Below are 23,936 nucleotides of genomic sequence, written 5' to 3' on the forward strand. Positions count from 1 at the left end.
CGCGATGGCCAGCCCTCGGTACGAGCTGCGCGGGCTGCCGCGGCACGCCCTGGATTCCGGGCACTGGCTGCTCGCCGCGTTCGCCGGCCTGCTGCTCATCTGGTCGGTGGCGCAGACCGCCGTCAGCGGCGTGCTCGACGTGCACGCCGCGCTCGCCTTCGGCGCGCTGATCGCGTTCGGCGAGCTGCTGCGGCTGAACCTGCCGGGCGACAGAGAGGCGGCGCCCATCGCCACCGCGGGCGCGATGGCGTACGCGCTCGTGCTGCAGATCGGCAACAGCCCGCTGCGGCTTGGTGCCGCGCAGGTCATCGCGGTTACCGCGCTCGCGATGATCGTCGGCGCGCTGCCGCACCTCGCGGTCGGGCGGCCGGCCAGGATCACCGCCATGTCCGCCCGGCTGCTCGCGGTGGCGTGCGTCGCGGCGACGTTCCGGCCGCTCGCGAATGCCGGCCTTATCGGCAGCCGGTGGTGGTCCCAGCTGCCCGTCATGCTGGCTCTTTTCGTGCTCGCCTGGCTCCTCGAGTCGGTGGTGAGCGCGCTCATCAGGACCGACGCGCTGCGCACCAGGTTCGGCGTGGCGCTCGGCGACGAGCTGCGGGTTCAGTTCCCGATCGCCGCCGCGACCGGCGCGTCGGCGCTGCTCATCGCGTTCGCCGCGGAGGTCATGGGGCTCGCCGCGGTCGCGGTGTTCGCCGCGCCGCTGCTCGTCACCCAGGTGGCGCTGCGCAGGTACGCCGGGATCAGGGCCACCTACCTGCAGACGGTGCGGGCACTGGCGCGGGTCACCGAGATCGGCGGCTACGTGGAGACCGGTCACTCGGCGCGGGTGAGCAGCCTGGCGGTCGCGATAGGGCGGGAGCTCGGCCTGGCCGAGGCGGCGCTGCTCGAGCTCGAGTACGCGGCGCTGATGCACGACATCGGTCAGCTGTCGCTGCGCGACCCGGTGCCGGGCGGTGCCACCGTCCTGGTGGCCAGGGAGGAGCAGCGGCGCATCGCCGAGTACGGCGCCGAGGTGATACAGCAGGCGAAGGTGCTCGACACGGTGGCCGACATCGTGCGGCGGCAGTCCGACCCGTGCCGTCCCGTCGACAGGTCCCTGCCGCCGCCGCTGTCCAGCAGGATCATCCGCGCCGCCAACGCGTACGACGACCTGGTGGGCAGCTCGGCAGACCCCGTCCGCTCGAAGGAGGCGGTGGAGCGGCTCCGCCTGGACACCGCCTCCGAGTACGACCCGCGGGTCGTCGAGGCACTCAGCCGCCTCGTGCTCAGGACCGCCGCCTAGCGCCCGCGGAACCAGCCGGAGCTCCCGGCCAGGGCCGGGCCGCATCCCCCGGGCTAGCCGCGCTCGCCGCCGCTACACGCCCGTGGTGGCGCGCGGGTACTCCGCCCGCACGTCGGTGATCACGTTGATCAGGTACGGGACCGAGGCGTCGAAGGCGCGCCGCAGCGCGGCGGCGATGTCGCCGGGCCTGGTTACCATTTCGCCCGCGCCGCCGAGCGCGCGGACCACCTCGTCGTACCTGGTTTCCTGTCGCAGGTCCGCCGCCACGTCGTAGCCGTACAGGGCCTGCATCGGCGCCTTCTCCAGGCCCCAGGCCGAGTTATTGCCGACGATCATGACCACCGGCAGGTCGTGCCGCACTAGGGTGTCCACATCCATCAGGGACAGGCCCGCCGCGCCGTCGCCGAGCATCAGCACCACCTGGGACGCCGGATGCGCCAGCCTGGCCGCCGTCGCGTAGCCGAGGCCGGTGCCCAGGCAGCCGTAGGGCCCCGGGTCCAGCCACCGTCCGGGGAACGCCGGCTCGATGAGGCGGCCCGCGAAGGAGACGAAGTCCCCGCCATCGCCGACCACCACCGCGTCGTCGTCGAGCTGGCGCAGCAGCTCGCCGTAGACGCGCATCGGGTGGACCGGCGTGGCCTCGCTCTCCAGCAGCGGGGTGTCGGCCGCGATCGCGGCGCGGGCCGTGCCGCGCAGTTGCGCCAGCCACTCCATGTCGCCCGCCGGGCGGGCGCCGCATGCCTCGATGAGGGCGATGAAGAACAGCGACAGGTCACCGGACGCGGAGGCCGCGAGCTGGCAGTGCGTCGCGATGCCGCCGGGAGAGTCCGCCACGTGGACCACGGAGGCGGGTGCCTCCTTCGGGCCGAACGAGCCGTAGCGCAGCCGGAAGTCCAGCGGGACACCGGCCACGATCACCAGGTCGGCCTCGGCGAACGCCAGCGACCGGGCCCGGCTGGCAAGCAGCGAGTGACCGCCGGGTAGCACGCCGCGGGCCTGGCCGTTCGCGATCACCGGGAGCCGCAGGGTCTCCGCGCAGGTCCGCGCGGCCACCTCCGCGCCGCCTAGCCAGACGTCGGAGCCGAGCACGAGCAGGGGGCGGCGCGCCGTGGCGAGCAGTGCGGCGATCCTGGCCACGTCGTCGCCGTCGGGCTGCGCCGGCACGTACCAGGCGTTGTCGGGGAAGTCGACGGTGGCTTCACCGTAGATCGCTTCGAGCGGGAAGTCGCAGAACACCGGGCCCCGGTGCGGGCTTGTCGCCAGCCGGAACGCCTCGTCGACCGACGCGGCGACAGCGGCGGTGGCGTGCTCGGTCCAGGAGCGCTTAGTGACCGGGGCGAGCAGCGGCACGTGGTCCATCTCCTGGAGCGCGCCCCTGCCCCACTGGTGGTCGGGGGCGCGGCCGCCGAGCACCACCACCGGCGCGCCGTTGAACCAGGCCGACGTCACGGCGCTCACGCTGTTGGTGACGCCGGGCCCCGCGGTGACAACGGCGAGCCCGGGCGTGCGGGTGAGCCGGGCGGTGCCCTCCGCCGCGAAGACGGCCGTCTGCTCGTGCCGCACGTCGACCAGGCGCAGCGGCGGATCCGCCTTGACCGCGCCGTCGTACAGCGGGAACACATGCCCGCCGGACAGGGTGAACATGGCCGTCACGCCGTACCGCTGCGCGACGGCGACGGCGTGCGCGCCCGCGTGTCCAGATAGAGAACTCACCGAGGTGACGTTACCCGTGCGTCAAGGGTTTGTGGAGAGCCAGCTGGGTCAAGCCTTATCCGTCCACGCCCGCACCGACGCTGGCCGGCGTCGGGGCTGGGGCCTGTTCCGGGTCTGCGGTGTAGTGGTGCGGGAGGGTCTCGTCGGTGCCTTCTGGCGCCTTGGCGGCCCTGAGGACGAGCGTCAGTATCACCGCGATCACGGCGTTGATGATGACCGCGGTGAATCCGATGTAGACGGTGTGCCCGAACACGATGTCGGACGACGACGCCCAGTGCGAGGTGGTCGCGTTCTTGACGTTGTACGCGGCGAGCGTGCCGTAGATCATGCCGGCGAGCCAGCCGGCAAGCAGCGCCCAGCGGTGGAACCACCGCGTGTACAGGCCGCCGACCAGCATCGGGGCGACTTGCAGTATCCAGACGCCGCCGAGCAGCTGCAGGTTGATGGAGAACGTGTGCGGCAGTTCGACCGCGAACACCAGTGCGCCGAACTTGATCACCAGCGACGCCCACTGCGACATCCTGGTCTCAAGCGCCGGACTCGCGTCCGGCTTGAAGAACTCCTTGAAGATGTTGCGGGTGAACAGGTTCGCGGCCGCGATCGCCATGATCGCGGCGGGCACCAGGGCGCCGATGATGATGCCGGCGAAGGCGATGCCGGTGAACCAGCTCGGGAACATGTGCTGGAACAGGTACGGGACCGCGAGCTGTGCGTTGCCCGCCTTCTTGACGTTCGCCGCCGTGACCGGGTCGGCGACCGCCATGTAACCGAACAGCGCGATCAGGCCGAGCAAGACCGAGTAGGCGGGAAGCAGCGACATGTTCCGCTTGATCATGCTGCGCCGCTTCGAGGCCAGCGTGCCCGTGATGATGTGCGGGTACAAGAACAGCGCGATGGCGGAGCCGAGCGCCAGTGTCGCGAAATCGAACTGGGTGCTGCCGGTGGACTTGGTGGTGGGGATGAACGTGCCGAGTGGCTTCTTCGTCGCCGGGCTGATCGACGCGAAGTGCGTCTGCGCGTTACCGAAGATGTGCCCCCAGCCGCCCAGCCTGGTCGGGATGTAGAACACGGCCACGAGGACGAACACGTAGATGAGCGTGTCCTTGATGAACGCGATCGCGGCAGGCGCGCGCAGCCCGGAGACCATCGTGTAGATCGCCAGCACCACGAACGCGACGAACAGCGGCAGGTCCTTCACGTAGGTGTTGGTCGAGCTGGCGTTGACCCCCATGACGGTGAGGACCGACTGGATGCCAACGAGCTGCAGCGCGATATACGGCATCAGCGCGAGAATGCCGGTGAAGGCCATGGCAAGCGCCAGCCCGCGTGAGCCGTACCTGCCCCGGATGAAGTCGCCGGGCGTGACCCAGTTGTGCACCCGGCAAACCGACCACAGCCTGGGCAGGAAGATGAACGCGATCGGGTACGCCATGATCGTGTAGGAGACCGCGAAGAAGCCGATCGAACCCGAGCCGAACACCAGCGCGGGAACCGCGATGAACGTGTAGGCGGTGTAGAGGTCGCCGCCGAGCAGGAACCACGTGATGAACGTGCCGAAGCCCCGGCCCGCCAGCCCCCACTCGTTCAGGTGCAGCATGTTCTCCGCGCGCCGCCAGCGGCCGGCGGTGAAGCCGACCACGGTGACGATGGCGAAGAGGACGAGGACGATCGTGAACACGACGGTGTTGACGTTGCTCATAGCGCGACCTCCGCATCGCTGCCGCTGCTGCCGGCCGGCGTTGCCAGCCTGCGCTGCAGCAGGCTGGCGAGCCAGAGCGCGATCGCCACGACCGGCATGTAGGCGAGGAGGTAGAAGTAGAAGAAGGGGAAGTCACCGATCTTCGGCGTGACATGGGCGTAGATCGGGACGATCAGCGTGCCGCAGATCGCCCCGGCCACCAAGACGAAGATGGCGGCTGAGGTGATTGGGTGGGCGGCTACCGGATTCTTCGCCTGATTGAGCGCGGGATCGTGCGGGCCTCTTGGTGCGCTGGGGGTTGCACTCGGCTGATTCATCAGGTCCTCTCGGCGTCCTCGCACGGGTGGATGTGATGGAGATCACGGGAATGCAATCATGTTGCGCCTATAAGGCTAATTATGCAATGGTTTGCACCCAATAGATTGCAGACGCTCTGAGTGGGATAAGAGCGCCTTCAGCGCCTGCCGCGAGTGCCACCAAGAGACGGGACCAATATGGCGTGACGGTCCCTGCTGGCTCAGAACTCCGGGTTGCGACGGAGCCTGGTGATGAACTTGTACCGATCGCCGCGGTACCAGGACTGTGCCCATTCAACGGGCTCACCGGTGGTGTCGATCGCGTGCCTGGACAGCAGCAGCAGCGGGATGCCCGGGTCCACGTCGAGCAGGCGCGCGTCGTGCGGGTCGGCGAGCACGGTCTCGATCGTCTCCTCAGCCTCGGCGAGCTGTATGCCGTACCCGGTGCGGAGTGTCTCGTACAGCGACGCGTGCCGCTCGAGCTGCCGCCGCAGGCCGGGAAACCGGCGTGCGGGCAGGTGCGAGGTGTCGATGGACATCGGCTCGCCGTCGGCGAGCCGCAGCCGGTGGATGCGCAGCAGCCGCCCGCCGGGGCGCACGTCGAGCAGCTCGGCGAGCTCCTCGTCCGCGGTGACGTAGCCGATGTCGAGGATCTTGGTCTGCGGGTGCAGGCCGTGCTGCCGCATCCCCTCGGTGTAGCTGGCAAGCTCGAGCGGCTGTGCGACCTTGGGCTTGGCGACGAAGGTGCCCTTGCCCTGCATCCGCAGCAGGCGCCCCTCGATGACAAGCTCGGCGAGCGCCTGCCTGACGGTGGTGCGGGAAGTTCCGTATAGCCGGGCGAGCTCCCGTTCCGGCGGGACCGGGCTGCCGGGCGACATGGCCGCGGTGAAGTCAAGCAGCTGCTTTTTTACCTGGTAGTACTTGGGCAGCCGCAGCAGGGCGGCCGGCGAAGCGGACGCGACATCGCCGAGCGCACTCGGCATGGCATCGTTGTCCTCGGCCGGCATCGGGAACGCGGTCATGTGCTATACCTCCCCGCTGTTGCGGTATTCCGGCCATGATGACAGTTTTTCTCCGGGGGAGCGACCCCCCGAACCCCCCGATGTTCGCGCCCGTCCGCCCGGTCGCAAAAAATGCGATTTTGTCGGGCCGCCGTGCGCAAACCGAAAGCGGGTCCGTCATTATCGCACCGGACCTGCGGTGCTATGCCACATATGTCCCGGTAGGCGGAACGTGTGCCGTATGCCGCCTCGGTCTGGGGAAGGACTGCGCATCTGCGCATATGCCAGGTCATGCCCGGAGGCGGAAAATCTACCCGGGCGCGTCATGGCATCATGGGGAGGTGCCGACGCTCACCGACCTCGCAAGGAACCTGACCGGCCTGTCCGGCGCCGAGCTGGAGTGGCTCCACTCCCTCGTCTCGGACTGGCAGCTGCTCGCCGACCTGTCGTTCGCCGACCTCATTCTCTGGGTGCCGCTGCGCGCGCCCGAGGGCGAGCAGGACCCGGGCTGGGTGGCGGTGGCGCAGATGCGGCCGACCACCGGGCCGACCTCGTTCCCCGACGACGTGGTGGGCACCCAGGTGGCGCCGGGAGAGCGGCCGGTGCTTGACACCGCGCGGGCCGAGCGGCGCATCCACCGGGAGAGCGACCCCGACTGGACATCGGGCGTCCCGGTGCGGGCCGAGGCCATCCCGGTGACGAGGGACGAGCGGGTGATCGCGGTCATCGAGCGGTCGACCAACCTGAACGGCGCGCGCACGCCGAGCCGCCTCGAGCTGACCTACCTGGCGGGCGCCGACGACCTGGCACGCATGGTGGCGGAGGGAACGTTTCCCTACCCGGGCTACGACACCACGCTTGTCCGTTCGCCGCGCGTCGGCGACGGCCTGCTCCGGCTCGACGCGGCCGGGCGGGTGACGTTCGCCAGCCCCAACGCGCAGTCCGCGTACCGCAGGCTCGGGCTGTCCGCAGACCTGATGGGCATCGAGCTCGGCAACGCCACGGCGCAGCTCGCGGCGTCAGCCGCGCCGGTGGACGAGTCCCTGATGCCGGTGGCGCGCGGCAAGGCGCCGCGGGAGACCGAGATCGACGTGAACGGCACCGTGGTGCAGCTCCGCGGGATCCCGCTCGTTGTGGGGGGTCAGCGCACCGGCGCGCTCGTCCTTGTCAGGGACGTGACAGAGCTGCGCCGCCGGGAGCGCGAGCTGCTGACCAAGGAGGCGACGATCAGGGAGATCCATCACCGGGTGAAGAACAACCTGCAGACCGTCGCCGCGCTGCTCCGCCTGCAGGCCAGGAGGCTCCAGGCACCCGAGGCTCGTGCCGCGCTCCAGGAGGCGGTGCGCCGGGTCGGGTCGATCGCAATCGTGCACGAAACCCTGTCCCACGCGCCCGAGGAGATCGTGGACTTCGACGACATCGCGGACCGGGTGGCGATGATGGCCGGCGAGGTGTCCTCGCCCGAGGTGCGGGTGACGCCGAAGATCACCGGTCAGTTCGGCATGCTGCCCGCGACGGTCGCGACGCCACTCGCCCTGGTGCTCACCGAGCTGCTGCAGAACGCCCTGCAGCACGGGTTCGGCCCGGCGCACCGCCCGCCAGGCGGTGACGCGGGGATCATCGAGGTGCTCGCGGCCCGTGCGCCGGAGCTGCTCACGGTCACGGTAACCGACAGCGGAGCCGGGCTGCCACCGGGATTCAACCTGGAGAACACCACGAGCCTCGGCCTCCAGATCGTCAGAACGCTCGTGGAGGGGGAGCTTGGCGGCCAGATCAGCCTGCGGCCGCGCCCGGGAGGCGGCACGATCGCGGTTGTCGACCTGCCCGTCAGGTACGAGTCAAGCGAACCGGTGACAGGGTTGCGCTGACTGCGCCGATTGCCCGGGGGCGGGCAATCCCCGTCCCCGGCCGCGGCAAGCCGCGTTGCCCTGTTTGTTGAGGACCGGGCGGCTTGAGGACCGGCTAGACGCCAGCCCTGGCGCGCAGGCGCAGCGTCCGGCGCTTGAGCGCCCGCCGCTCGTCCTCGCTCATGCCACCCCAGACGCCGGCATCCTGGCCGGAGTCGATGGCCCAGCGGAGGCACTCGTCGATGACGGTGCACCGTCGGCAGACCTGCTTGGCTTCTTCAATCTGGAAGATCGCAGGCCCGCTTGTTCCAATGGGAAAGAACAGTTCTGGATCTACCTCACGACAGGCGGCGATGTGGCGCCAGTCCATGGTGTCCAACTCCTTCTCGGCGTAGCGGCGGGTCATCTGTGAGGTCCGCCACACGCCACCTTGTGCTTGTGAAGTAATTCACGAGCTAAGCGATATATCAGGAACACCGTGGTATTCCCGAACTTGTAGTGCCAGCACGAACCCTGGCCGGCTGTGCGGCCCGGCCACGATCCGGAGGCTGGCGTTCCCGCGTCAGCCGTGTACGGACACGCGGGAAAGTGCCGCCCCAGGCACGTGCACTAGCCTCTCAACAGCTCCGTGCCAAGCGCAAGAGGGCGCGGCCAACCGGTAGCCGGAAATCGATGTCAGATCCGTCACAAGACGAGAGTTACGTCACGCTACAACACACAGCGCGTCAGGTACAAACCGGAACGCCACCGATTCGGTCTCACCGAGGTACTCGCCGTCGATGTGGTACGCGATCGGGCGGTCTGCCTCGAACGCGAGCTCGTCGAGCGCGGACGCGCTGACCACGTCCCGCCCCGAGGGGAGCTCGTCGTGGTTTGACTGCATCATGTGCGAGAGCGCCGCCAGCGTGGTCAGCGTCCGCAGCCGGCGCAGCGCGAACAGGTCGAGCCCTGAGCTGAAGTCCGAATGAGCCGGGCGCACCGGGTGGCGGCCCAGGTAGGTCCACGGCGAGCTGTTGGTGACGACGCCCATGAACAGGCCGTCGAGCGGCGGCTGGCCGGGGACGCGCAGCGTCAGCGCGGGACGGCGCCGGTCGGTGCTGTAGTAGTGGCGCACGGCGGTCCGCAGGTACGTGCCGACCGAGGCGCGCCGCCCGCGGGCCCGCTGGCGCTCGATGTCGCCCATGACCTCCGCGTCGATACCAAGGCCGGCGCTGAAGGTGAAGTAGCGGTCGCCCGCCAGGCCGAGCCCGATCTTGCGCCGCACGCCGCGCTCGACCGAGGCGAGAATTCGCGGCACCGCGTGGCCCGCGTCCGGGGGCACGCCCAGAGTGCGGGCGAACACATTGGCGCCGCCGCCCGGAATGGGCGCGAGCGCGGGCCGCTCCAGCCCCTCTGGCACCCGCATCAGCCCGTTGACCACCTCGTTAACAGTCCCGTCACCGCTGAACGTGACGACCAGCTCGTAGCCTTCGGCCGCCGAGGCGGCGGCGAGCTTGCCCGCGTGGCCGCGATATTGTGTCTGCCTGGTATCGAGCTCCAGCCTGGAGCCAAGCGCGCGGACGACCAGGCCGGCGTCCCGGCCGCTCATGGAAGTCGCGCGGGGATTGATGATCAGCAGCGCGCGCACGTTGCCCAGGCTAACGGTGCCCGGAAGGATGCGAGACTATGGGTATGCGTTTTGCCGGCAACGTTCCTGGTGCGCGGATGCTTCTGCTGGCCGCGGCAGCCGTCGCGGCCGAGGCGGCAGCGCTGTGCGCGGTGATCGTGCTCAACGCGATCGACTCGGCCGCTGGCCGCGCCTGGACGACCTCGAACGCGATCGCGTTCATCGCGCTCGAGGCCGTCCTGGCCATTGGCATGGCCCTGGTCGCGCTTGGCATTTACCGGGTCCGGCCGTGGAGCAGGACGCCGGCGGTGATGATCCAGCTGTTCACCGGCATCGTGGGCATCTGGCTGATCCAGGCGGGCCGCATCGGCTGGGGAATCCCCGCGCTGCTGCTCGCCGTCGCCGGCCTTGCCGGGCTGTTGGCGCCGGCCAGCCTGCGGGCCCTGACGCATCAGGTCAGCCGTCAGTAGGCTGCTCCGTCAGTCGTCTCTGCCATTCGTCTCCGTCAGTCGTCGACGGTGAGGCCTTCCCGCAGCTGCGCGAGTGTCCTGGCCAGCAGCCGGGACACGTGCATCTGGGAGATGCCGAGCTCGGCGGCGATCTGCGACTGAGTCATGTTGCCGAAGAAGCGCAGCAGCAGGATCTTCTTCTCCCGCGGCGGCAGCCGCTCGAGCAGTGGCTTCAGCGACTCGCGGTACTCCACGCCCTCGAGCGCGTCGTCGATCATGCCGAGCGAGTCGGCCACGGCCGGCGCGTCCTCGTCGCCCGAGTCGGGTGCGTCGAGCGACACGGTGGAGTAGGCGTTGGCCGACTCCAGGCCCTCGAGCACCTCTTCTTCCGACATCTGCAGGTGCGCGGCCAGCTCGCTGACCGTGGGCGCGCGGCCCTCCCGCTGTGCCAGCTCGCCGATCGCCTTGGTCAGCGACAGCTTGAGCTCCTGCAGCCGGCGCGGCACGCGCACGGCCCAGCCCTTGTCCCTGAAGTGCCGCTTGATCTCGCCCACGATGGTCGGCGTGGCGTAGGTGGAGAACTCCACGCCGCGCTCCAGGTCGAACCGGTCGATGGACTTGATAAGCCCGATGGTGGCGACCTGCGTGAGGTCGTCGAGCCACTCGCCCCGGTTGCGGAACCGCCTGGCAAGGTACTCGACGAGCGGCAGGTGCAGCTCGACCAGGGTGGCCCTGATCCTGGCGCGCTCGGGGTCATCGGCGGGCAGCACGGCGAGCCGCTCGAAAAGCTCCCTCGCCTGCGTCCGGTCGGGTGATGAGTGCTCAGACCGCGGCGGCGGCGGCAGTTCCTCGGTCACCGTCACCTCAACCTCGAACTCGTCAGTCACCTGGACCTCGTATTCGCTGCTCAACTCATCCGCCCCGGCGCTTGGCGAGGACGATCGAGACACGGTCGTCGGGTCCGAGCCTTGAGTCGACCGAGCCGGCGAGCGCGGAAAGCACGGTCCACGCGAACGTGTCCCTGGCGGGCTTCCGCGGCTCCGCGGCGGTTACCGACACGGTGATGGTCACCAGGTCGGCGCCGAGCTCGAAGACGCACTCAAGATCGGTGCCTGGAATGGCCTGGGCCAGCAGCATCGCGCATGCCTCGTCGATCGCGATGCGCAGGTCCTCGATCTCGTCGAGGGTGAAGTCAAGCCGGGCGGCGAGCCCGGCGGCGGCGGTGCGCAGCACGGACAGATAGGCGCTCTCGGCCGGCATCTTGACCTGCACGTAATCTGCGGTATCGCGCCCCCCAGGGGGCGCGGTTGCCGCGGCGGTGTCTTCGGTCACGTCTCTCCGTCGGTCAGCTAGCGGGCCGGCGCGATGTGCCGGCCACTGATTGCAACTTACCGTGTCCCAGAAACAGAACGCGGCAGCACCACCCGCCAAGCGAAGGGGGGGTGGTACTGCCGCGTTGCAAACGTTTCCATCATCCCCCCGCAGAGTTCTGCAGGGGATGGGAGCCTCCACGCAGTCTAGCGGTGAGGATCGGGTCCCTCCCCGCAGCCCTTGTCCGTGCGGACGGGCCCGATAAGATCGCGGTTTTCGCGATCGGGCCCGTCCGCACGGACACCGGGGGCCGGGGGGTCGTCCCCCGGGTTAAGACTGCTTGGTTTCCCAGAAGATCTTGGAGATCTCCTCGATCTTGGCGAGCAGCTTGTCGGCCGTCTCGACGTCGACGGAGCCCTTGGTGCCGCCGGCCCCTGCCAGCTTGGTGGCCTCGTTGAACAGGGTGTGCAGCTGCGGGTACTTCTCGAAGTGCGGCGGCTTGAAGTAGTCCGTCCACAGCACCCACAGGTGGTGCTTGACAAGCTCGGAGCGCTGCTCCTTGATAAGGATCGCGCGGGCCCGGAACGCCGGGTCCTCGTTGGCGGCGTACTTCTCCGCGATCGCCTTGACGGACTGCGCCTCGATCATCGCCTGGGCGGGGTCGTAAACGCCGCAGGGCAGGTCACAGTGGGCGTGGGCGACGGACTTCGGCGCGAGCAGCCGGGTGAGCAGCCTCATCGATTCCCTTTCTCCGTACGATCAGTAAAGGTTTCGGATCCGACACTACTCTGCCTGGTTGGAGTTAAACGTGCGCGCCTGCCTCAAGCGCTGGCCGCTGCTGCGGGTGGCCGTCGCCGAGCGGTCCATGCTGCCGGGACTTCACCCGGGCGACTGGCTGCTCGCCCGCCGCACCACGCGGGTACGCCCCGGTCAGGTGGTGCTCGCCTGGCATCCGGACCGTCCGGGCTTCCTGCTGGTTAAGCGGGTGGCATGGCGCGAGGGCGGTGGCTGGTGGCTGGCGTCGGACAACCCGTTCGCCGCGGGCGCGGCGGACAGCGCGCACTTCGGCGCGGTGCCGCGGGAGAACATCGTCGCGGTGGTGCTCGTCCGCTACTGGCCGCTGCGTCGCGGTCAGCCGCGCCGATCGCCGGATTTATCCCGAACGGGAGCGGCTGACTCCACCGGATACCCGTGCTCCCGATCAGTGCCGCGGCGCCTCGGGCAGCTCGTCGTCGCCGGCCTGCCGGTTGACCAGGTCCAGCATCTCCTGACGCGGCAGCCGCGCCGCCATCGCCCAGAAGTAGATCGCCAGGCTGAACCCGGCCACCACGAGCATGTCCCACCAGAACGGAAGGTTGCCTGTGCTCGTCGGCGGCAGCGGGTGCTTGTCGCTTGACGCCGCGCCGTTGTACTGGCCCTGCCAGGAGATGATGCCCATGCCGATGAGGTAGACCGGCAGCCAGGTGGCCGACTTCCAGTCGAGCGGCGGACGCTTCGGATCGAACGCCATCGAGATGCCGATTAGCACGTAGCCGATCACCAGCACGATGCCGAGCTTCCACAGCACCTCGAAGCCGGACCAGTAGATGATCAGGTTGGCGATGATGAACGCCAGCGGCGACACCACCATCGCCCACGGCAGCCGGTACGGACGGTCCGCGTCCGGGACCTGACGCCGGAACGCGCCGAGCGACAGCGGCGCGCCCGCGTACATCAGCACGCTCGCGGATGTGACAAGACCGACCAGGGACTTCCAGCTCGGGAACGGCAGCAGGAACAGCAGGCCGAACACGAAGGCCAGGATGAGGCTGACCCACGGGATGCCGCGCTTGTCGACCTTTGCGAAGATCTGCGGGAAGTACCGGTTTCTCGCCAGGCCGTACCCGACACGTGAGGTGGAGGTCACGTAGATCAGCCCGGTGCCGAACGGTGAGACGACCGCGTCGATCCGCAGCAGGGTCGCCAGCCAGCCGAGTGCCACCGCCCCCGCGACGAACGCGAACGGCCCGGAGGTGAGGCCCGGATCGTTCCCAGTGGCCGCCCAGCCGTGGGAGAGCAGGCTGGGCGTCAGCGCGCCGATGTAGACGACCTGCAGCAGGACGTAGATCAAGGTGCCGATCAGGATCGCGAAGATGATCGCCCGCGGCAGGTTCCGCTGCGGGTTCTTGATCTCGCCGGCGAGCTGGTCGGCCTGCTCGAAGCCCAGGTAGGCGAACACGATTCCGGCCGACGGTATCGCGCCGAACAGCGCCTTGATGCCGTACGGCATGAAGCCGCCGTGCGAGCCGAAGTTGCTGGACTTGAACTGGGTGAACAGCACGATGATGGCGAAGACGGGAATCGCGACCTTCCACCAGGTGATGCCGGCGTTTACCTTGCTGAACAGCCGCATGGCGAAGAAGTTGAGCGCGGTGAACATCGCCATCAGGATGACGGTCATCGCGTAGCCGAGCCCCGTGGTGATGCCTGTCGTGGTGTTGTAGACGCTGTGCCAGTAGTAGGAGGCGTACTGCATGACCGCGAAGCACTCGATCGGAGCTACCGTGAGCGCCTGCACCCACGAGAAGAAGCCGAACGAGATGCCCGCGACGCTGCCGTATGCGTAGTGCGGGAAGCGCGCGGTGCCGCCGGCCACCGGGTACATCGCGCCAAGCTCGGCATGGACGAGCGCGAGGATGATGACCGCGACGCCCGCGATGACCCAGCCGAGCAGCGCCGCCGTGCCGGCCGCCGCCGCGGCCAGCCAGGCGCCGAACAGCCAGCCGGAGCCGATGATCGAGGTCTCCGAGGCCCAGGTGGCCCCGATCAGCCCCATCTCCCGCCGGAGGCCGACGTCGGTCGGCTTCGTGGCGGTCGGGGGCGTGCCGGTTCCGGTCCCAGTCTTGTAGGTCCCGGTTGACCCGGTTTCAGCAGCCATGACGGAGCTCCCTTCTCAGCTGCCGAGCAGTGAGCCTTCACAAGAGCGGACTAGCTACCAGGCCTGCTCGCCATTAACCTCAGACGATAACCCCACTAACCGTAATTACTCCAGTACTCTCTGTGACTTAACTGTCAGTCTTGCTTGTCGGCAAACGTAAAGGCCCTGTCCCGCTTGCCAGCGGGACAGGGCCTTTAGCGTTGACGCTAACAGCCAGCCGGGGCTAGGCGGCAGCGCCTTCCGCCTCTTCCTCGGCCGGTGCCGCCTGCTCGGCGATCCGCTCCTCGATCTCCTCGGTGGTCTGCGAGCCCTCGTAGACCGCCCAGAAGTAGATCGCCAGGCTGAAAAGCGCGACGACCAGGATGTCCCACGGGTAGAGCAGACGTCCGGTGTTGTCCGGGCCGTAGGCGCCCTGCCAGGAGATGATGCCCATGCCGAGGAGGTAGGCGCCGAGCCAGGCCGACTTCCTCCAGTTGATCTTGGGCATGCCCGGGCGGTCCGAGTTGTACATCCCGATGGCGATGTAGCCGAGGATGATCGCGATGCCCAGCTTCCACAGCGTCTCGAAGTCTGACCAGTAGATGATCAGGCTGGCGACGACAAACGAGAGCGGCGAGATCACCGACGCGGCGGGCAGCCGGAACGGCCGGTCCGCCCCGGGCAGCCGGTAGCGCAGCGCGCCAACGGATAGCGGCGCGCCCGCGTACATCAGCACGCTGGCGGAGGTGACCAGGCCGACAAGCGAGTGCCAGCTCGGGAACGGGAAGGTGAAGACCAGGCCGAAGAGGAACGCGGTGACCATGCCGAACCACGGGACGCCGTTCCTGTCCACGGAGGCGAAGATCGACGGGAAGTACCGGTTCCGCGCCAGGCCGAAGGCCACACGCGAGGTGGAGGTGTTGTAGATGGCGCCGGTGCCGCCGGGTGAGATGAACGCGTCCACCCGGAGCAGTCCGGCCAGCCAGCTGAAGCCGCCGAGCCCTGCCAGCGCGGCGAACGGCGCGAGCGCGACCGCGTTGCTCGACGCGATGCCGGCGAAGCCCTTGCCGGTGAGCAGGCTTGCCGGGGTGGCGCCGATGAGCACGATCTGCAGCAGGATGTAGATGACCGCGCCGATGATGATCGACCCGACGATCGCGATCGGCAGGTTGCGCTGCGGGTTCTTGATCTCGCCCGCGAGCTGGTCCGCCTGCTCGAAGCCGAGGTAGGCGAACACGATGCCCGCGCCTGGCAGCGCGCCGAACAGGTCCTTCCAGCTCACCCCGGTGGGGAAGAAGCCGCCGCCGGCGGAGAAGTTCCCGCCGTTGAACTTGGTGAACAGGATGATGATGGTGACGACCGGGATGATGACCTTCCACCACGTGACGATGGTGTAGAAGGGGCCGTAGATCCGCATCGGCAGGAAGTTCAGCGCGGTGAAGATCAGCATCAGCACGATCTCCATCACGAAGCCCAGGTGGGTAACGTTGCCGCTCCCGCCGTGGGCGTTCGGGTCGTAGATCGCCTTCCAGTAGTAGCCGGCGTAGTGGATCACCGCGTAGGCCTCGATCGGCGGCACCGTGACCGCCTGCAGCCAGGAGAAGAAGCCGAACGAGATGCCCGCGCCGGGGCCGAACGCCAGGTGGGGGAACCGGGCCGTGCCGCCGGCCACCGGGTACATCGCGCCGAGCTCGGCGTGGACCAGCGCAAGCAGGATGGCCGCGATGGCGCCGAGTACCCAGTCGATGATCGCGGCGCTGCCGACAAGCTGCGCGGCCGCGAACGACCCGAGCAGCCAGCCCGAGCCGATGATCGACGTCTCGGACGACCACATGGCCGCGATGAGCCCGAGCTCCCGCTTGAGGCCAACGTCAGCAGGCTTAACAGTCTGTGACAGCGTAGTTGCCATGATCGATAGCTCTTCCGTTTCTCGATCGTGCCCAAAAGGGCGTGCCACGCGCCCCCGCGGGTTCCGCTGGGGGCTCGTGAGCGTTCAGTTGTGCAGAGTGATGAACATCGTAGAGATCCTCATCACGTATGAGAAGTCTTGTCCCGGATTCGGTTCTATAACGCAGGTCACGACGGTGTGCCATGTTTACGCGGGTTAATGACACAGGTGTCAGGTGACGCGGCGATGTCGCCCTAATTGCCGGGCAGTTTCGCGTTTCGGCAGGTTTATGCCGCATCGGTACGGGCATCTCAGGACAGTCGAATCGCTTGTGAAAGCATTCACGAGCCGGGCGGACGTTACAAAGCCCAGCGCCATTCAGGATTTGCGCGGCCGGCGTTCAGCTGGCGGGTTCCTCGCCGCGCTTGCGGGCCCGGTAGGCGATGACGTTGGCCCGGCTGGCGCAGCGGTCCGAGCAGTACCGCCTGGTGTGGCTGACCGAGGTGTCGATGAACACCCCGGAGCAGGGCGCGGCCTGGCAGACGCCGAACCGGTCAAGGCCAAGATCGGCGAGCCGGACGGCCAGACCCATCGCCGCGCCCGCCGCGTACTTGTCGGACACCGAGCCGCTCTCGGTGTAGTGCACGTGCCACGGCTGGCCGTCATGCCCGGACAGCTGCGGGTGCACCGGGTACTGGATGAGCAGCTCGTTCAGCCGGGCGGCGGCCTCGGTGCCGTTCCCCTGCGAGCAGGACACGAAGAAGCCGCGGAACTCGTCCCTGAGCATGCGCAGCGCCTCGAGGTCGGCGCGCGCGATCCCGTGGCTCAGGTGCTCACGGTCGGCCACGAGCGAGCGGAGCCCGTCCATGGAGGCGAGCTGGTCGCCGCCGTCGTGCCCCAGGCTCGCGGTGTTCACCAGCCTGACGGCCAGCTCCGCATAGGAAGACAGGTCCACCCGCGGACACCCCCGCTGTGGTGTAAGACGTCTGTAATGGTCTGCTGCCGTTCATGAGTATTACAGAACGGCGCCGACAGTGCTACCCAGGAGGGCCAGCAGCAACTCAGGTCGCACCATTCCAGCCGGTAACGGCCGGACGGTCCTCTTGGCAGCGACGGCAGTACAGGACTGTGCGCTGGGCTATCATGAGCGGCACGACGAGGGGTGCCAGGCCCTGAACCGCCACACGAGGCGGAATGGCCGTGTTGCACGCCTGTCAAGCTGAGCTTGCGTCCGGGTTCGATCGAACGTGGCGGCGAGCCAGTTAAATGGCCCTGTGCCTGAAGCCACGTCCTTCAGGCGCGGAGGCGGTCGCCGCAACCCCGGGACCGCGGGTCTGCCGAATCACCAGTCATACCGATTGTGGGGTTGCCGTGACTTCCGAGACTTCATTTCCCTACGACGATGATCCGGTCTTCGCCATGCACCGGGGCGGCAAGATCGATGTCAACCCGAGCGTGGAGGTTCCCGACAGGGCCGCGCTCGCCATGGCGTACACGCCGGGCGTGGCCCGGGTGTGCACCGCGATCGCCGACGACCCGGAACTGGCAAGCGAGTACACCTGGACGGGCAACACGGTCGCGGTGGTGAGCGACGGCACGGCGGTTCTCGGGCTCGGTGACATCGGGCCGGCCGCGGCGATGCCCGTCATGGAGGGCAAGGCGCTGCTGTTCAAGAAGTTCGCGGGCATCAACGCGGTGCCCGTCTGCATCGACGTCACCGATGTGGACGACGTGGTGCGGGTTGTGGCGGCGCTCGCGCCGAGCTTCGGCGGCATCAACCTGGAGGACATCTCCGCGCCGCGCTGCTTTGAGATCGAGGACCGGCTGCGGTCCATGCTGGACATCCCCGTCATGCACGACGACCAGCACGGCACCGCGATCGTCGCGCTCGCGGCGCTGCGCAGCGCCGCCCGCGTGGTCGGCAAGGACCTAGCCGCGCTGCGCGTCGTGGTCTGCGGCGCCGGCGCGTCGGGCATCGCGGTGTCGAAGATCCTGCTGGCCGCCGGGGTCGGCGAGGTCGGCGTGGCGGACAGCAAGGGGATGATCTACCACGGCCGCGAGGGGCTCAACCCGGTCAAGGCGGCGCTGGCCAGGGTGACCAACGCATCCGGCCACGTCGGCTCGGTCGAGTCCGCGCTGCTCGGCGCCGACGTGTTCATCGGCCTGTCCGGCAGCGTGCTCGCCGAGGACGCCATCACCAAGATGGCCAACGGAGCGATCGCCTTCCTGCTCTCCAACCCGGAGCCGGAGATCCACCCGGACATCGCCCGCCGCCACGTCTCCGTGGTGGCGACCGGCCGCAGCGACTTCCCGAACCAGATCAACAACTCGCTCGCCTTCCCCGGCGTGTTCCGTGCCGCGCTTGACGTCCGCGCGACCACCATCACCGAGAACATGAAGCTGGCCGCCGCCGACGCCGTTGCCGCCCTCGTCGGAGATGACGCGGCGCCTGACTACGTGATCCCGAGCCAGTTCGACGAGCGGGTCGCCCCAGCCGTCACCGCCGCCGTCGCCGCCCAGGCCCGTGTGGATGGTGTGGCGCGCCGCTAGCTGGCACCCTCTCGTCCGCGCAGCGGACATCGGGGGGTACGGGGGGTCGTCCCCCGGGAGATAGCAGTGTCCAGCGCGCCCGATATGATCGCGGTCTTTGCGATCGGGCGCGCTGGACACTGTATGGTCGGGCTCATGTTCGCCGTCTATGCCGCGCGTATCGATGCAGACAATCCGCTCAACGGTCTGGAGACGGGGGAGCGGCCAGATCCCGAGCCGCCGGCCCACTGGGCCACGGTCACCGTCCGGGCGACCGCGCTCAACCACCACGACGTCTGGTCGCTGCGCGGCGTGGGACTGCCGGCTGACCGGCTGCCGATGATCCTCGGCTGCGACGCCGCCGGCGTCGACGAGGACGGCAACGAGGTCGTGGTGCACGCGGTGATCGGCGACGCCAACGCGGGCGGCGGCGATGAGACGCTCGACCCGCGCCGTTCGCTGCTATCCGAGCGGTACCAGGGCACGTTCGCGGAGAAGGTCACGGTGCCTAAGGCGAACCTGATACCCAAGCCCGCCGCGCTCTCCTTCGAGGAGGCGGCCTGCCTGCCCACCGCGTACCTGACGGCCTACAAGATGCTGTTCGACAAGTCGGGCGCGCAGCCCGGCTCGACGATCCTCGTCCAGGGGGCGGGCGGCGGCGTCGCCACCGCGCTGATCCTGCTCGGGCGGGCCGCGGGCTACCGGATGTGGGTGACAAGCCGCAGCGAGGCCAAGTGCGACGCGGCGGTCAAGCTCGGTGCGGACCAGGCCTTCGCGACCGGGGCGCGGCTGCCGGAACGGGTCGACGTGGTGATGGAGACTGTCGGCCAGGCCACCTGGTCGCACTCCGTCCGCTCGCTCAAGCCCGGCGGCCGGATCGTCATCTCCGGAGCGACAAGCGGCGACATCCCGCCGGCCGAGCTGACCCGCATCTTCTTCACCCAGCTGTCCGTCGCCGGGTCCACCATGGGCACCCGCGATCAGCTCGGCCGCCTGCTCCGCTTCTGCGAGCAGACCGGCACCCGCCCGCTGATCGACCGGGTGATCCCGCTGGCGCAGGCCGCCGACGGCTTCGCCGCCATGATCGAGGGCACCCACACCGGCAAGATCGTCTTCACTCCTTAGCCTCGCAGCGACACCCGGCCGGTGCCGGGTCGCCCTCCCGGTTTCGCGCCGGAGTCGCGGTAAGGCAGCACGGGTCGGGTACGGTCGATGAGGTGACGAGCGACAACGACAGTTCCAAGGACCCGTCGGACTCGCTGGAGGGGCCGGGTGCGGCTCCTGGTGCGGCGGGAGCCGCTCCGACGGCGCCTGCCGCGGTGCCGACGGCGGGACAGGACGAACAGCCCACGCAGGCGGGGCAGCCCGTCTATCACACGAGCCGCGTGTACGGCGGGCCGAAGCGGCCGCCGACAGAGCCCAAGAAGAGCCGCCGCACGGTCGTCGCGGCCATCGCAGGTGTGCTCGCCGTCGCGCTTGCCGCCGCGGTGCTGGTGATCACGGTGTTCAAGCCCGGCGGCAGCACAAGCCCGCCGGCGTACGGCATGATCCCCACTGGCACCACGGCGCAGCAGGACGGCCAGCAGGTCGCCGCGGCGTTCCTCGCCGCCTGGCGGACTGGCGACCTGGCCAAGGCCGCCAACCTGACCAGCGAGCCCGCCGCCGCCAAGCAGGCGCTCGCCGCCTACGCGAAGGACCTGAGCCTCAAGAAGATGACCGCCGCACCGTCCGGCGTGACCGCCGCGACCGGGTCCACGGTCAAGGCGCCGCGGGAGAGCGTGCAGTTCGCGATCGGCGCGTCGGTCGGCGCGGGCAGCGGCAAGAACGCGGTGCGCGGCAAGTGGACCTACCACTCCACGCTCGTCGCCTACCAGCAGCCGAACTCGCAGGTCTGGTTCGTCGCGTGGCGGCCCGATGTGCTCGCGCCGAACCTGACGGCGGCCACTCACCTGGCGGCGGTGACGGTCCCGCCCACGGTCAGCATGGTCACCGACGCCAGCGGCCAGGACCTCACCAAGTACAACGACGCGGGGCTCAGCACGATCGCCGGCCTGCTGAAGGCGACGGCGCCGGCCCAGCAGGGCGCGAGCGCGGGCCTCAACGTGGAGATCCAGACCAAGTCCGGCAAGCCGGTGCCGAACAGCCAGGCCCTCATCGTGTCGCCCGGCAACTATCCGACGCTCGGCACCACGATCGACGCGAAGGCCGAGTCCCTGGCCCGCAAGGCCGTCGGCATGCACAAGCAGAGCTCGATGGTGGTGATCCAGCCGTCGACCGGCAAGATCCTGGCGATCGCCAACAACGCGGGCTTCAACGACTTCGCGCTCACCGCGGACGTCGCGCCCGGCTCGACGATGAAGGTCATCACCTCGACCGCGCTGTTCAACAACGGGATGACTCCGCAGAGCCCGGTCGCCTGCCCCGCCGCCTACACCGTGACGGGCATCACCTACCACAACGACCAGGGGGAGACCCTGCCCGCGGGCACGCCGTTCGTCAACTCGTTCGCGCAGTCATGCAACAACGCGTTCAGCACCCAGTGGCAACAGCTGTCGGGGAAGCTGGCGAGCACGGCGAAGACCTATTACGGCCTGAACCAGAAGTGGAACATCGGCATCGGCGACATCTCCGCGTCGTACTTCAACGCCCCGGCCAGCGCGTCGGGTTCCGAACTCGCGCAGGAGGCCTTCGGCGAGGGCTCGCTCGTCGCGTCGCCGATCGCGATGGCTTCGGTGGCCGCCACGGTGGACACCGGCACGTTCAAGCAGCCCTACCTGCGGCTCGGGACCAAGCAGCTGACGGCGACCCGCCTGCCCGTCAAGACGGACAGGTACCTCAAGCAGGTCATGCGCGCCGTAGTGACCAGCGGCACGGGCGCGGGGCTCGGCTTCGGGCCGAACGTCTACGCCAAGACGGGCACCGCCGACATCCAGGGTCAGGACCAGCCGAACAGCTGGATGGTCGCCTTCGACACGTCCAAGGACGTCGCGGTGGCCTGCCTGGTCGTCAACGCCGGCTACGGCGCCCAGTTCGCCGGCCCGGAGGCCGCGTCCTTCCTCAAGGGCTACTGACGCCCCAGCCGTCACAACCCCGAAACGCAAGTGAGTGCCGTTAGGCCGGCTCCAGCCGGCCTAACGGCACTCACTTGATGCGGTTACTCGGCTGGGGTGTCCTTGGGGGGCTGCTTGGCGGCCTCGCCGGGGGCGGCGGAGCTGCCTGGGGCGCCAGGGGCGCCGGGGGCGTCGTGGTGCGGTTCGAACACCTCGGTGCGGATGCGGTCCAGGGTGTCGGCGAGGATGTCGCGCAGGGTGGGAATGACGTCGCTGCCGAGCAGGGAGCCGGAATCCCTGGCGGCGCCGCGCAGGTCGGCCACGAAGTCGCGGGCCAGCCGCTCGAAGTCGCGGAGGGCGCCGAGGTCGTGCTGGCCGGGCCAGCCCGAGCGGCCGGCCCAATCGCCCCAGTGACTCCACTCGCTCCAGTTGCCCCAGCCGCCGTTCCACTGGTCGCGTGCCCCGTCGCGCAGCCTGGTCGCCTCATCGCGGAGCCGGTGGGCGTGTGCGAACGCCTCATCGCGCGCCTGGCGGCCCTGCTCGCGCGCCTGTTCGCGCTGCTCATGGGCCTGGTCGCGTGCCTGACGGGCCTGTTCCTTGACGGCTTCCGCTGCCTCACGCGCGGTGTCGCGCGCCGTGTGCTCCTTGGCGGCTTCCGCGGCCTCACGGGCGTGGTCGCGCCCCTGGCGGCCCTGCTCGCGCGCCTGTTCCCTGGCGTCCCGCTCGAAGCCGCGCATCTCGCGTGCGGCCCTGGTCAGCTCCTCGCGGAGGCTGCGCACCGTGTCCCGGACGTCCTCGCGGACCTCGCGGACGATGTCGCTGACCGACGCGGACAGCTCCTCTTCCAGCTCATCGAGCTCGTCCCCGCGGTTGCGCAGCTCCTCGCGGCCGGCCTCGGTGATCCGGTAGACCTTGCGCCCGTTCTCCTCGTCGTGCGTGACCAGGCCCTCTTCCTCGAGCCTGGCCAGACGCGGGTAGATCGTGCCTGGTGAAGGGGCATAGATGCCCATGAAGCGATCGCGCAGCAGCCGGATCACCTCGTAGCCGTGCCTTGGCTCCTCATCGAGGAGCCGCAGCAGGTACAGCCGGAGGCGTCCATGGCGGAAAACCGGGGTCATCGGGTCTTGCTCTCCATCCCTACCGGTGAACGCCGCAGCAGCGTTATCGCACCGGACATGGTGGTGACGGACACATGTCCGGCACCTGCGCCAACGTTACCGCTAACGGCACGCGAGCCAGGAGCCTTGATGGTCCGCAGTGTCTCGAATTCGGTCCTGACGGCGCCCGACGTGGAGTGCATGTGCACCCGCGCGTCGCTATCCGCGGGCAGCCGCAGCGTCACGTCGCCGGACATCGTGCTGACGTGCACGTTTCCGGTGCCGCGGAGCGCGAAATCGGCCGTGACCTGCCCGCTCATCGTGCTCGCGTCCAGGGAGTCGATCAGCCCGCCGGCCACGGTCACCCCGCCCGACATCGACTTGATCCTGATCGACCCGTCGACATCGCAGGCCGCGAGCTCGCCGGACATCGTCTCGGCGTCCACGTCGCCTGTCACGCCGTCGAGCGTGATGTCGCCGGACATGTTCCTGACCGACGCGCCCGCGGACAGGCCGGACACCACCGCCGACGCGCTGAGCACGCCGAACTGGGTCGGGCAGTCCGCGGGGACGGTGACGGTGATGGCGACGCTGTCCTTGCGTGGTTTCAGGAAGCCGAGCAGGCCTTCCCAGGACAGCGACTCGTAGGCCACGGTGAGCACGCCGTCCTCGTGGCTGACCAGGATGGGCCGCCCGGACAGCTCGCTCACCACCACCGAGGGCCGGTCATCGGATGCGAGCACCGCGACCGTTCCGGCGATCAGCCGCACGTTCAGCGACCTGACGTCGTCGAAGTCGAGCGCCATCGGCTTGTCAACCGTCCAGCGTGCCATCGCGGTCCTCCATCGCGGTACATCGTCAGTGACCTACACACCACGATATATCGTGTTGCCGCAAAGTCAAGATGTATCGCGTTAGTGAGGACCGGACGCCGGCCACGCCGCTCGAGGAGAGAGCGCGGCCGGCGGGCGACGACAGGCACCCGTTCGGGATGATCTCTTGGCTGTTACTCCTCGTCGGCGGGTTCGGCGGGTTCGGCCGTGTCAGCGTTCGCGTCCGCGTCACCGTCGGTGTCGATCCGCGCCAGCCACGACGCGAGCCGATCCACCGCGGTCTCGAACTCCGGGTTGAGATCGACGAAGTCGCGCAGTCGCTCGGCGAGCCAGGCCATGGTGACCTGCTCGTCGCCGCGACGGTCGTCGAGTTCCTCGATCCCGGCGTCGGTGAAGTACATCGCTAGCCCTCCGGAGCGGCATGTCTAAAATGACGTCA

General features: G+C 69.0%; 21 protein-coding genes and 2 pseudogenes. 7 read left to right on the forward strand and 16 right to left on the reverse strand.

Translation table 11 applies throughout. From position 1 onward, the window contains the following. Positions 1-4: 4 nt before the first annotated feature. The gene (locus EAS64_RS16805) at positions 5-1,282 is read left to right on the forward strand and encodes an HD-GYP domain-containing protein (RefSeq protein ID WP_145853945.1); all 1,278 of its coding nucleotides are present in this window, start codon (positions 5-7) and stop codon (positions 1,280-1,282) included. Positions 1,283-1,354: 72 nt separating this feature from the next. Here the strand turns inward: EAS64_RS16805 and EAS64_RS16810 are convergent, their stop codons facing one another. From EAS64_RS16810 to EAS64_RS16825, 4 genes are all read right to left on the reverse strand, one after another. After that, a complete protein-coding gene (locus EAS64_RS16810) occupies positions 1,355-2,995 on the reverse strand; it encodes an acetolactate synthase (RefSeq protein ID WP_145853946.1) in 1,641 nt (546 codons plus the stop codon). Between the two features lie 55 nt (positions 2,996-3,050). Continuing rightward, on the reverse strand, positions 3,051-4,694 hold the full coding sequence (mctP, locus tag EAS64_RS16815) for a monocarboxylate uptake permease MctP (RefSeq protein ID WP_145853947.1): 1,644 nt from the start codon (positions 4,692-4,694) through the stop codon (positions 3,051-3,053). Beyond that, positions 4,691-5,011: a DUF3311 domain-containing protein gene (locus EAS64_RS16820; protein WP_145853948.1), complete on the reverse strand. Its 321-nt coding sequence runs from the start codon at positions 5,009-5,011 to the stop codon at positions 4,691-4,693. Before EAS64_RS16820 ends, mctP begins: the two co-directional genes overlap by 4 nt. A gap of 200 nt (positions 5,012-5,211) precedes the next feature. After that, a complete protein-coding gene (locus EAS64_RS16825; protein WP_145854820.1) occupies positions 5,212-5,973 on the reverse strand; it encodes a GntR family transcriptional regulator in 762 nt (253 codons plus the stop codon). Between the two features lie 359 nt (positions 5,974-6,332). Between EAS64_RS16825 and EAS64_RS16830 the strand changes: the two genes are divergently transcribed. Next, positions 6,333-7,859: a sensor histidine kinase gene (locus EAS64_RS16830; protein ID WP_145853949.1), complete on the forward strand. Its 1,527-nt coding sequence runs from the start codon at positions 6,333-6,335 to the stop codon at positions 7,857-7,859. Between the two features lie 94 nt (positions 7,860-7,953). Here the strand turns inward: EAS64_RS16830 and EAS64_RS16835 are convergent, their stop codons facing one another. Further along, the gene (locus EAS64_RS16835; RefSeq protein WP_145854822.1) at positions 7,954-8,208 is read right to left on the reverse strand and encodes a WhiB family transcriptional regulator; all 255 of its coding nucleotides are present in this window, start codon (positions 8,206-8,208) and stop codon (positions 7,954-7,956) included. 333 nt (positions 8,209-8,541) lie between these two features. Then, positions 8,542-9,465 (reverse strand): diacylglycerol/lipid kinase family protein, encoded by a 924-nt coding sequence (locus EAS64_RS16840; RefSeq protein ID WP_145853950.1) that lies wholly within the window; start codon positions 9,463-9,465, stop codon positions 8,542-8,544. A gap of 38 nt (positions 9,466-9,503) precedes the next feature. On the opposite strand from EAS64_RS16840, the gene EAS64_RS16845 reads away from it, so the two are divergent. Then, positions 9,504-9,914, forward strand: coding sequence for a hypothetical protein (locus tag EAS64_RS16845; protein ID WP_145853951.1), 411 nt, complete (start codon positions 9,504-9,506; stop codon positions 9,912-9,914). Between the two features lie 35 nt (positions 9,915-9,949). Here the strand turns inward: EAS64_RS16845 and EAS64_RS16850 are convergent, their stop codons facing one another. The 4 genes from EAS64_RS16850 to EAS64_RS45900 all read right to left on the reverse strand — a co-directional run bounded on the left by EAS64_RS16850 (position 9,950) and on the right by EAS64_RS45900 (position 12,156). After that, entirely contained in the window at positions 9,950-10,750 is an 801-nt protein-coding gene (locus EAS64_RS16850; RefSeq protein ID WP_281283286.1) for an RNA polymerase sigma factor SigF, read from the reverse strand. A gap of 55 nt (positions 10,751-10,805) precedes the next feature. Further along, complete coding sequence (locus tag EAS64_RS16855; RefSeq protein ID WP_145853952.1) at positions 10,806-11,225, reverse strand: ATP-binding protein; 420 nt, start codon at positions 11,223-11,225, stop codon at positions 10,806-10,808. 309 nt (positions 11,226-11,534) lie between these two features. Further along, positions 11,535-11,942, reverse strand: coding sequence for a superoxide dismutase, Ni (gene sodN / locus EAS64_RS16860; RefSeq protein WP_145853953.1), 408 nt, complete (start codon positions 11,940-11,942; stop codon positions 11,535-11,537). Positions 11,943-12,006: 64 nt separating this feature from the next. Beyond that, positions 12,007-12,156, reverse strand: a complete 150-nt coding sequence (locus EAS64_RS45900) for a hypothetical protein (protein ID WP_246115778.1) — start codon at positions 12,154-12,156, stop codon at positions 12,007-12,009. On the opposite strand from EAS64_RS45900, the pseudogene EAS64_RS45905 reads away from it, so the two are divergent. Beyond that, positions 12,100-12,246 (forward strand): annotated as a pseudogene (locus tag EAS64_RS45905) (S24/S26 family peptidase); the annotation flags it as partial. The gene EAS64_RS45900 and the pseudogene EAS64_RS45905 overlap by 57 nt on opposite strands. Before the next feature lie 159 nt (positions 12,247-12,405). On the opposite strand, the gene EAS64_RS45910 reads toward EAS64_RS45905, so the two are convergent. The 3 genes from EAS64_RS45910 to EAS64_RS16880 all read right to left on the reverse strand — a co-directional run bounded on the left by EAS64_RS45910 (position 12,406) and on the right by EAS64_RS16880 (position 16,943). Further along, entirely contained in the window at positions 12,406-14,121 is a 1,716-nt protein-coding gene (locus EAS64_RS45910) for an APC family permease (RefSeq protein WP_145853954.1), read from the reverse strand. 223 nt (positions 14,122-14,344) lie between these two features. Next, positions 14,345-16,009, reverse strand: a complete 1,665-nt coding sequence (locus EAS64_RS16875) for an APC family permease (RefSeq protein WP_145853955.1) — start codon at positions 16,007-16,009, stop codon at positions 14,345-14,347. Between the two features lie 379 nt (positions 16,010-16,388). Further along, positions 16,389-16,943 (reverse strand): CGNR zinc finger domain-containing protein, encoded by a 555-nt coding sequence (locus tag EAS64_RS16880; protein ID WP_145853956.1) that lies wholly within the window; start codon positions 16,941-16,943, stop codon positions 16,389-16,391. A gap of 464 nt (positions 16,944-17,407) precedes the next feature. Between EAS64_RS16880 and EAS64_RS16885 the strand changes: the two genes are divergently transcribed. The 3 genes from EAS64_RS16885 to EAS64_RS16895 all read left to right on the forward strand — a co-directional run bounded on the left by EAS64_RS16885 (position 17,408) and on the right by EAS64_RS16895 (position 21,588). Then, complete coding sequence (locus EAS64_RS16885) at positions 17,408-18,538, forward strand: NAD(P)-dependent malic enzyme (protein WP_246115767.1); 1,131 nt, start codon at positions 17,408-17,410, stop codon at positions 18,536-18,538. 135 nt (positions 18,539-18,673) lie between these two features. After that, the gene (locus EAS64_RS16890; protein ID WP_145853958.1) at positions 18,674-19,642 is read left to right on the forward strand and encodes a zinc-binding dehydrogenase; all 969 of its coding nucleotides are present in this window, start codon (positions 18,674-18,676) and stop codon (positions 19,640-19,642) included. Between the two features lie 92 nt (positions 19,643-19,734). After that, entirely contained in the window at positions 19,735-21,588 is a 1,854-nt protein-coding gene (locus EAS64_RS16895; RefSeq protein WP_145853959.1) for a penicillin-binding transpeptidase domain-containing protein, read from the forward strand. An 83-nt stretch (positions 21,589-21,671) separates the two neighbouring features. On the opposite strand, the gene EAS64_RS16900 is transcribed toward EAS64_RS16895, so the two are convergent. The 3 genes and pseudogenes from EAS64_RS16900 to EAS64_RS16910 all read right to left on the reverse strand — a co-directional run. Next, positions 21,672-22,685, reverse strand: a complete 1,014-nt coding sequence (locus EAS64_RS16900; RefSeq protein WP_145853960.1) for a PadR family transcriptional regulator — start codon at positions 22,683-22,685, stop codon at positions 21,672-21,674. Next, complete coding sequence (locus EAS64_RS16905) at positions 22,682-23,497, reverse strand: DUF4097 family beta strand repeat-containing protein (RefSeq protein ID WP_145853961.1); 816 nt, start codon at positions 23,495-23,497, stop codon at positions 22,682-22,684. Before EAS64_RS16905 ends, EAS64_RS16900 begins: the two co-directional genes overlap by 4 nt. A 227-nt stretch (positions 23,498-23,724) precedes the next feature. Further along, positions 23,725-23,898, reverse strand: a pseudogene (locus EAS64_RS16910) (DUF6104 family protein); the annotation flags it as partial. Positions 23,899-23,936 lie beyond the last annotated feature (38 nt).

The organism is Trebonia kvetii (assembly GCF_007827045.1).
Classification (GTDB): Bacteria; Actinomycetota; Actinomycetes; order Streptosporangiales; family Streptosporangiaceae; genus Trebonia; species Trebonia kvetii.

What these genes read in the sequence shown, in the direction of transcription:
- EAS64_RS16805 (WP_145853945.1), top strand. Translation starts at nt 5, where the DNA reads ATGGCCAGCCCTCGGTACGAGCTGCGCGGGCTGCCGCGGCACGCCCTG.
- mctP (WP_145853947.1), bottom strand. Translation starts at nt 4,694, where the DNA reads ATGAGCAACGTCAACACCGTCGTGTTCACGATCGTCCTCGTCCTCTTC.
- EAS64_RS16820 (WP_145853948.1), bottom strand. Translation starts at nt 5,011, where the DNA reads ATGAATCAGCCGAGTGCAACCCCCAGCGCACCAAGAGGCCCGCACGAT.
- EAS64_RS16825 (WP_145854820.1), bottom strand. Translation starts at nt 5,973, where the DNA reads ATGCCGAGTGCGCTCGGCGATGTCGCGTCCGCTTCGCCGGCCGCCCTG.
- EAS64_RS16835 (WP_145854822.1), bottom strand. Translation starts at nt 8,208, where the DNA reads ATGGACTGGCGCCACATCGCCGCCTGTCGTGAGGTAGATCCAGAACTG.
- EAS64_RS16845 (WP_145853951.1), top strand. Translation starts at nt 9,504, where the DNA reads ATGGGTATGCGTTTTGCCGGCAACGTTCCTGGTGCGCGGATGCTTCTG.
- sodN (WP_145853953.1), bottom strand. Translation starts at nt 11,942, where the DNA reads ATGAGGCTGCTCACCCGGCTGCTCGCGCCGAAGTCCGTCGCCCACGCC.
- EAS64_RS45900 (WP_246115778.1), bottom strand. Translation starts at nt 12,156, where the DNA reads ATGCCAGGCGAGCACCACCTGACCGGGGCGTACCCGCGTGGTGCGGCG.
- EAS64_RS45910 (WP_145853954.1), bottom strand. Translation starts at nt 14,121, where the DNA reads ATGGCTGCTGAAACCGGGTCAACCGGGACCTACAAGACTGGGACCGGA.
- EAS64_RS16875 (WP_145853955.1), bottom strand. Translation starts at nt 16,009, where the DNA reads ATGGCAACTACGCTGTCACAGACTGTTAAGCCTGCTGACGTTGGCCTC.
- EAS64_RS16885 (WP_246115767.1), top strand. Translation starts at nt 17,408, where the DNA reads ATGCACCGGGGCGGCAAGATCGATGTCAACCCGAGCGTGGAGGTTCCC.
- EAS64_RS16890 (WP_145853958.1), top strand. Translation starts at nt 18,674, where the DNA reads ATGTTCGCCGTCTATGCCGCGCGTATCGATGCAGACAATCCGCTCAAC.
- EAS64_RS16900 (WP_145853960.1), bottom strand. Translation starts at nt 22,685, where the DNA reads ATGACCCCGGTTTTCCGCCATGGACGCCTCCGGCTGTACCTGCTGCGG.
- EAS64_RS16905 (WP_145853961.1), bottom strand. Translation starts at nt 23,497, where the DNA reads ATGGCACGCTGGACGGTTGACAAGCCGATGGCGCTCGACTTCGACGAC.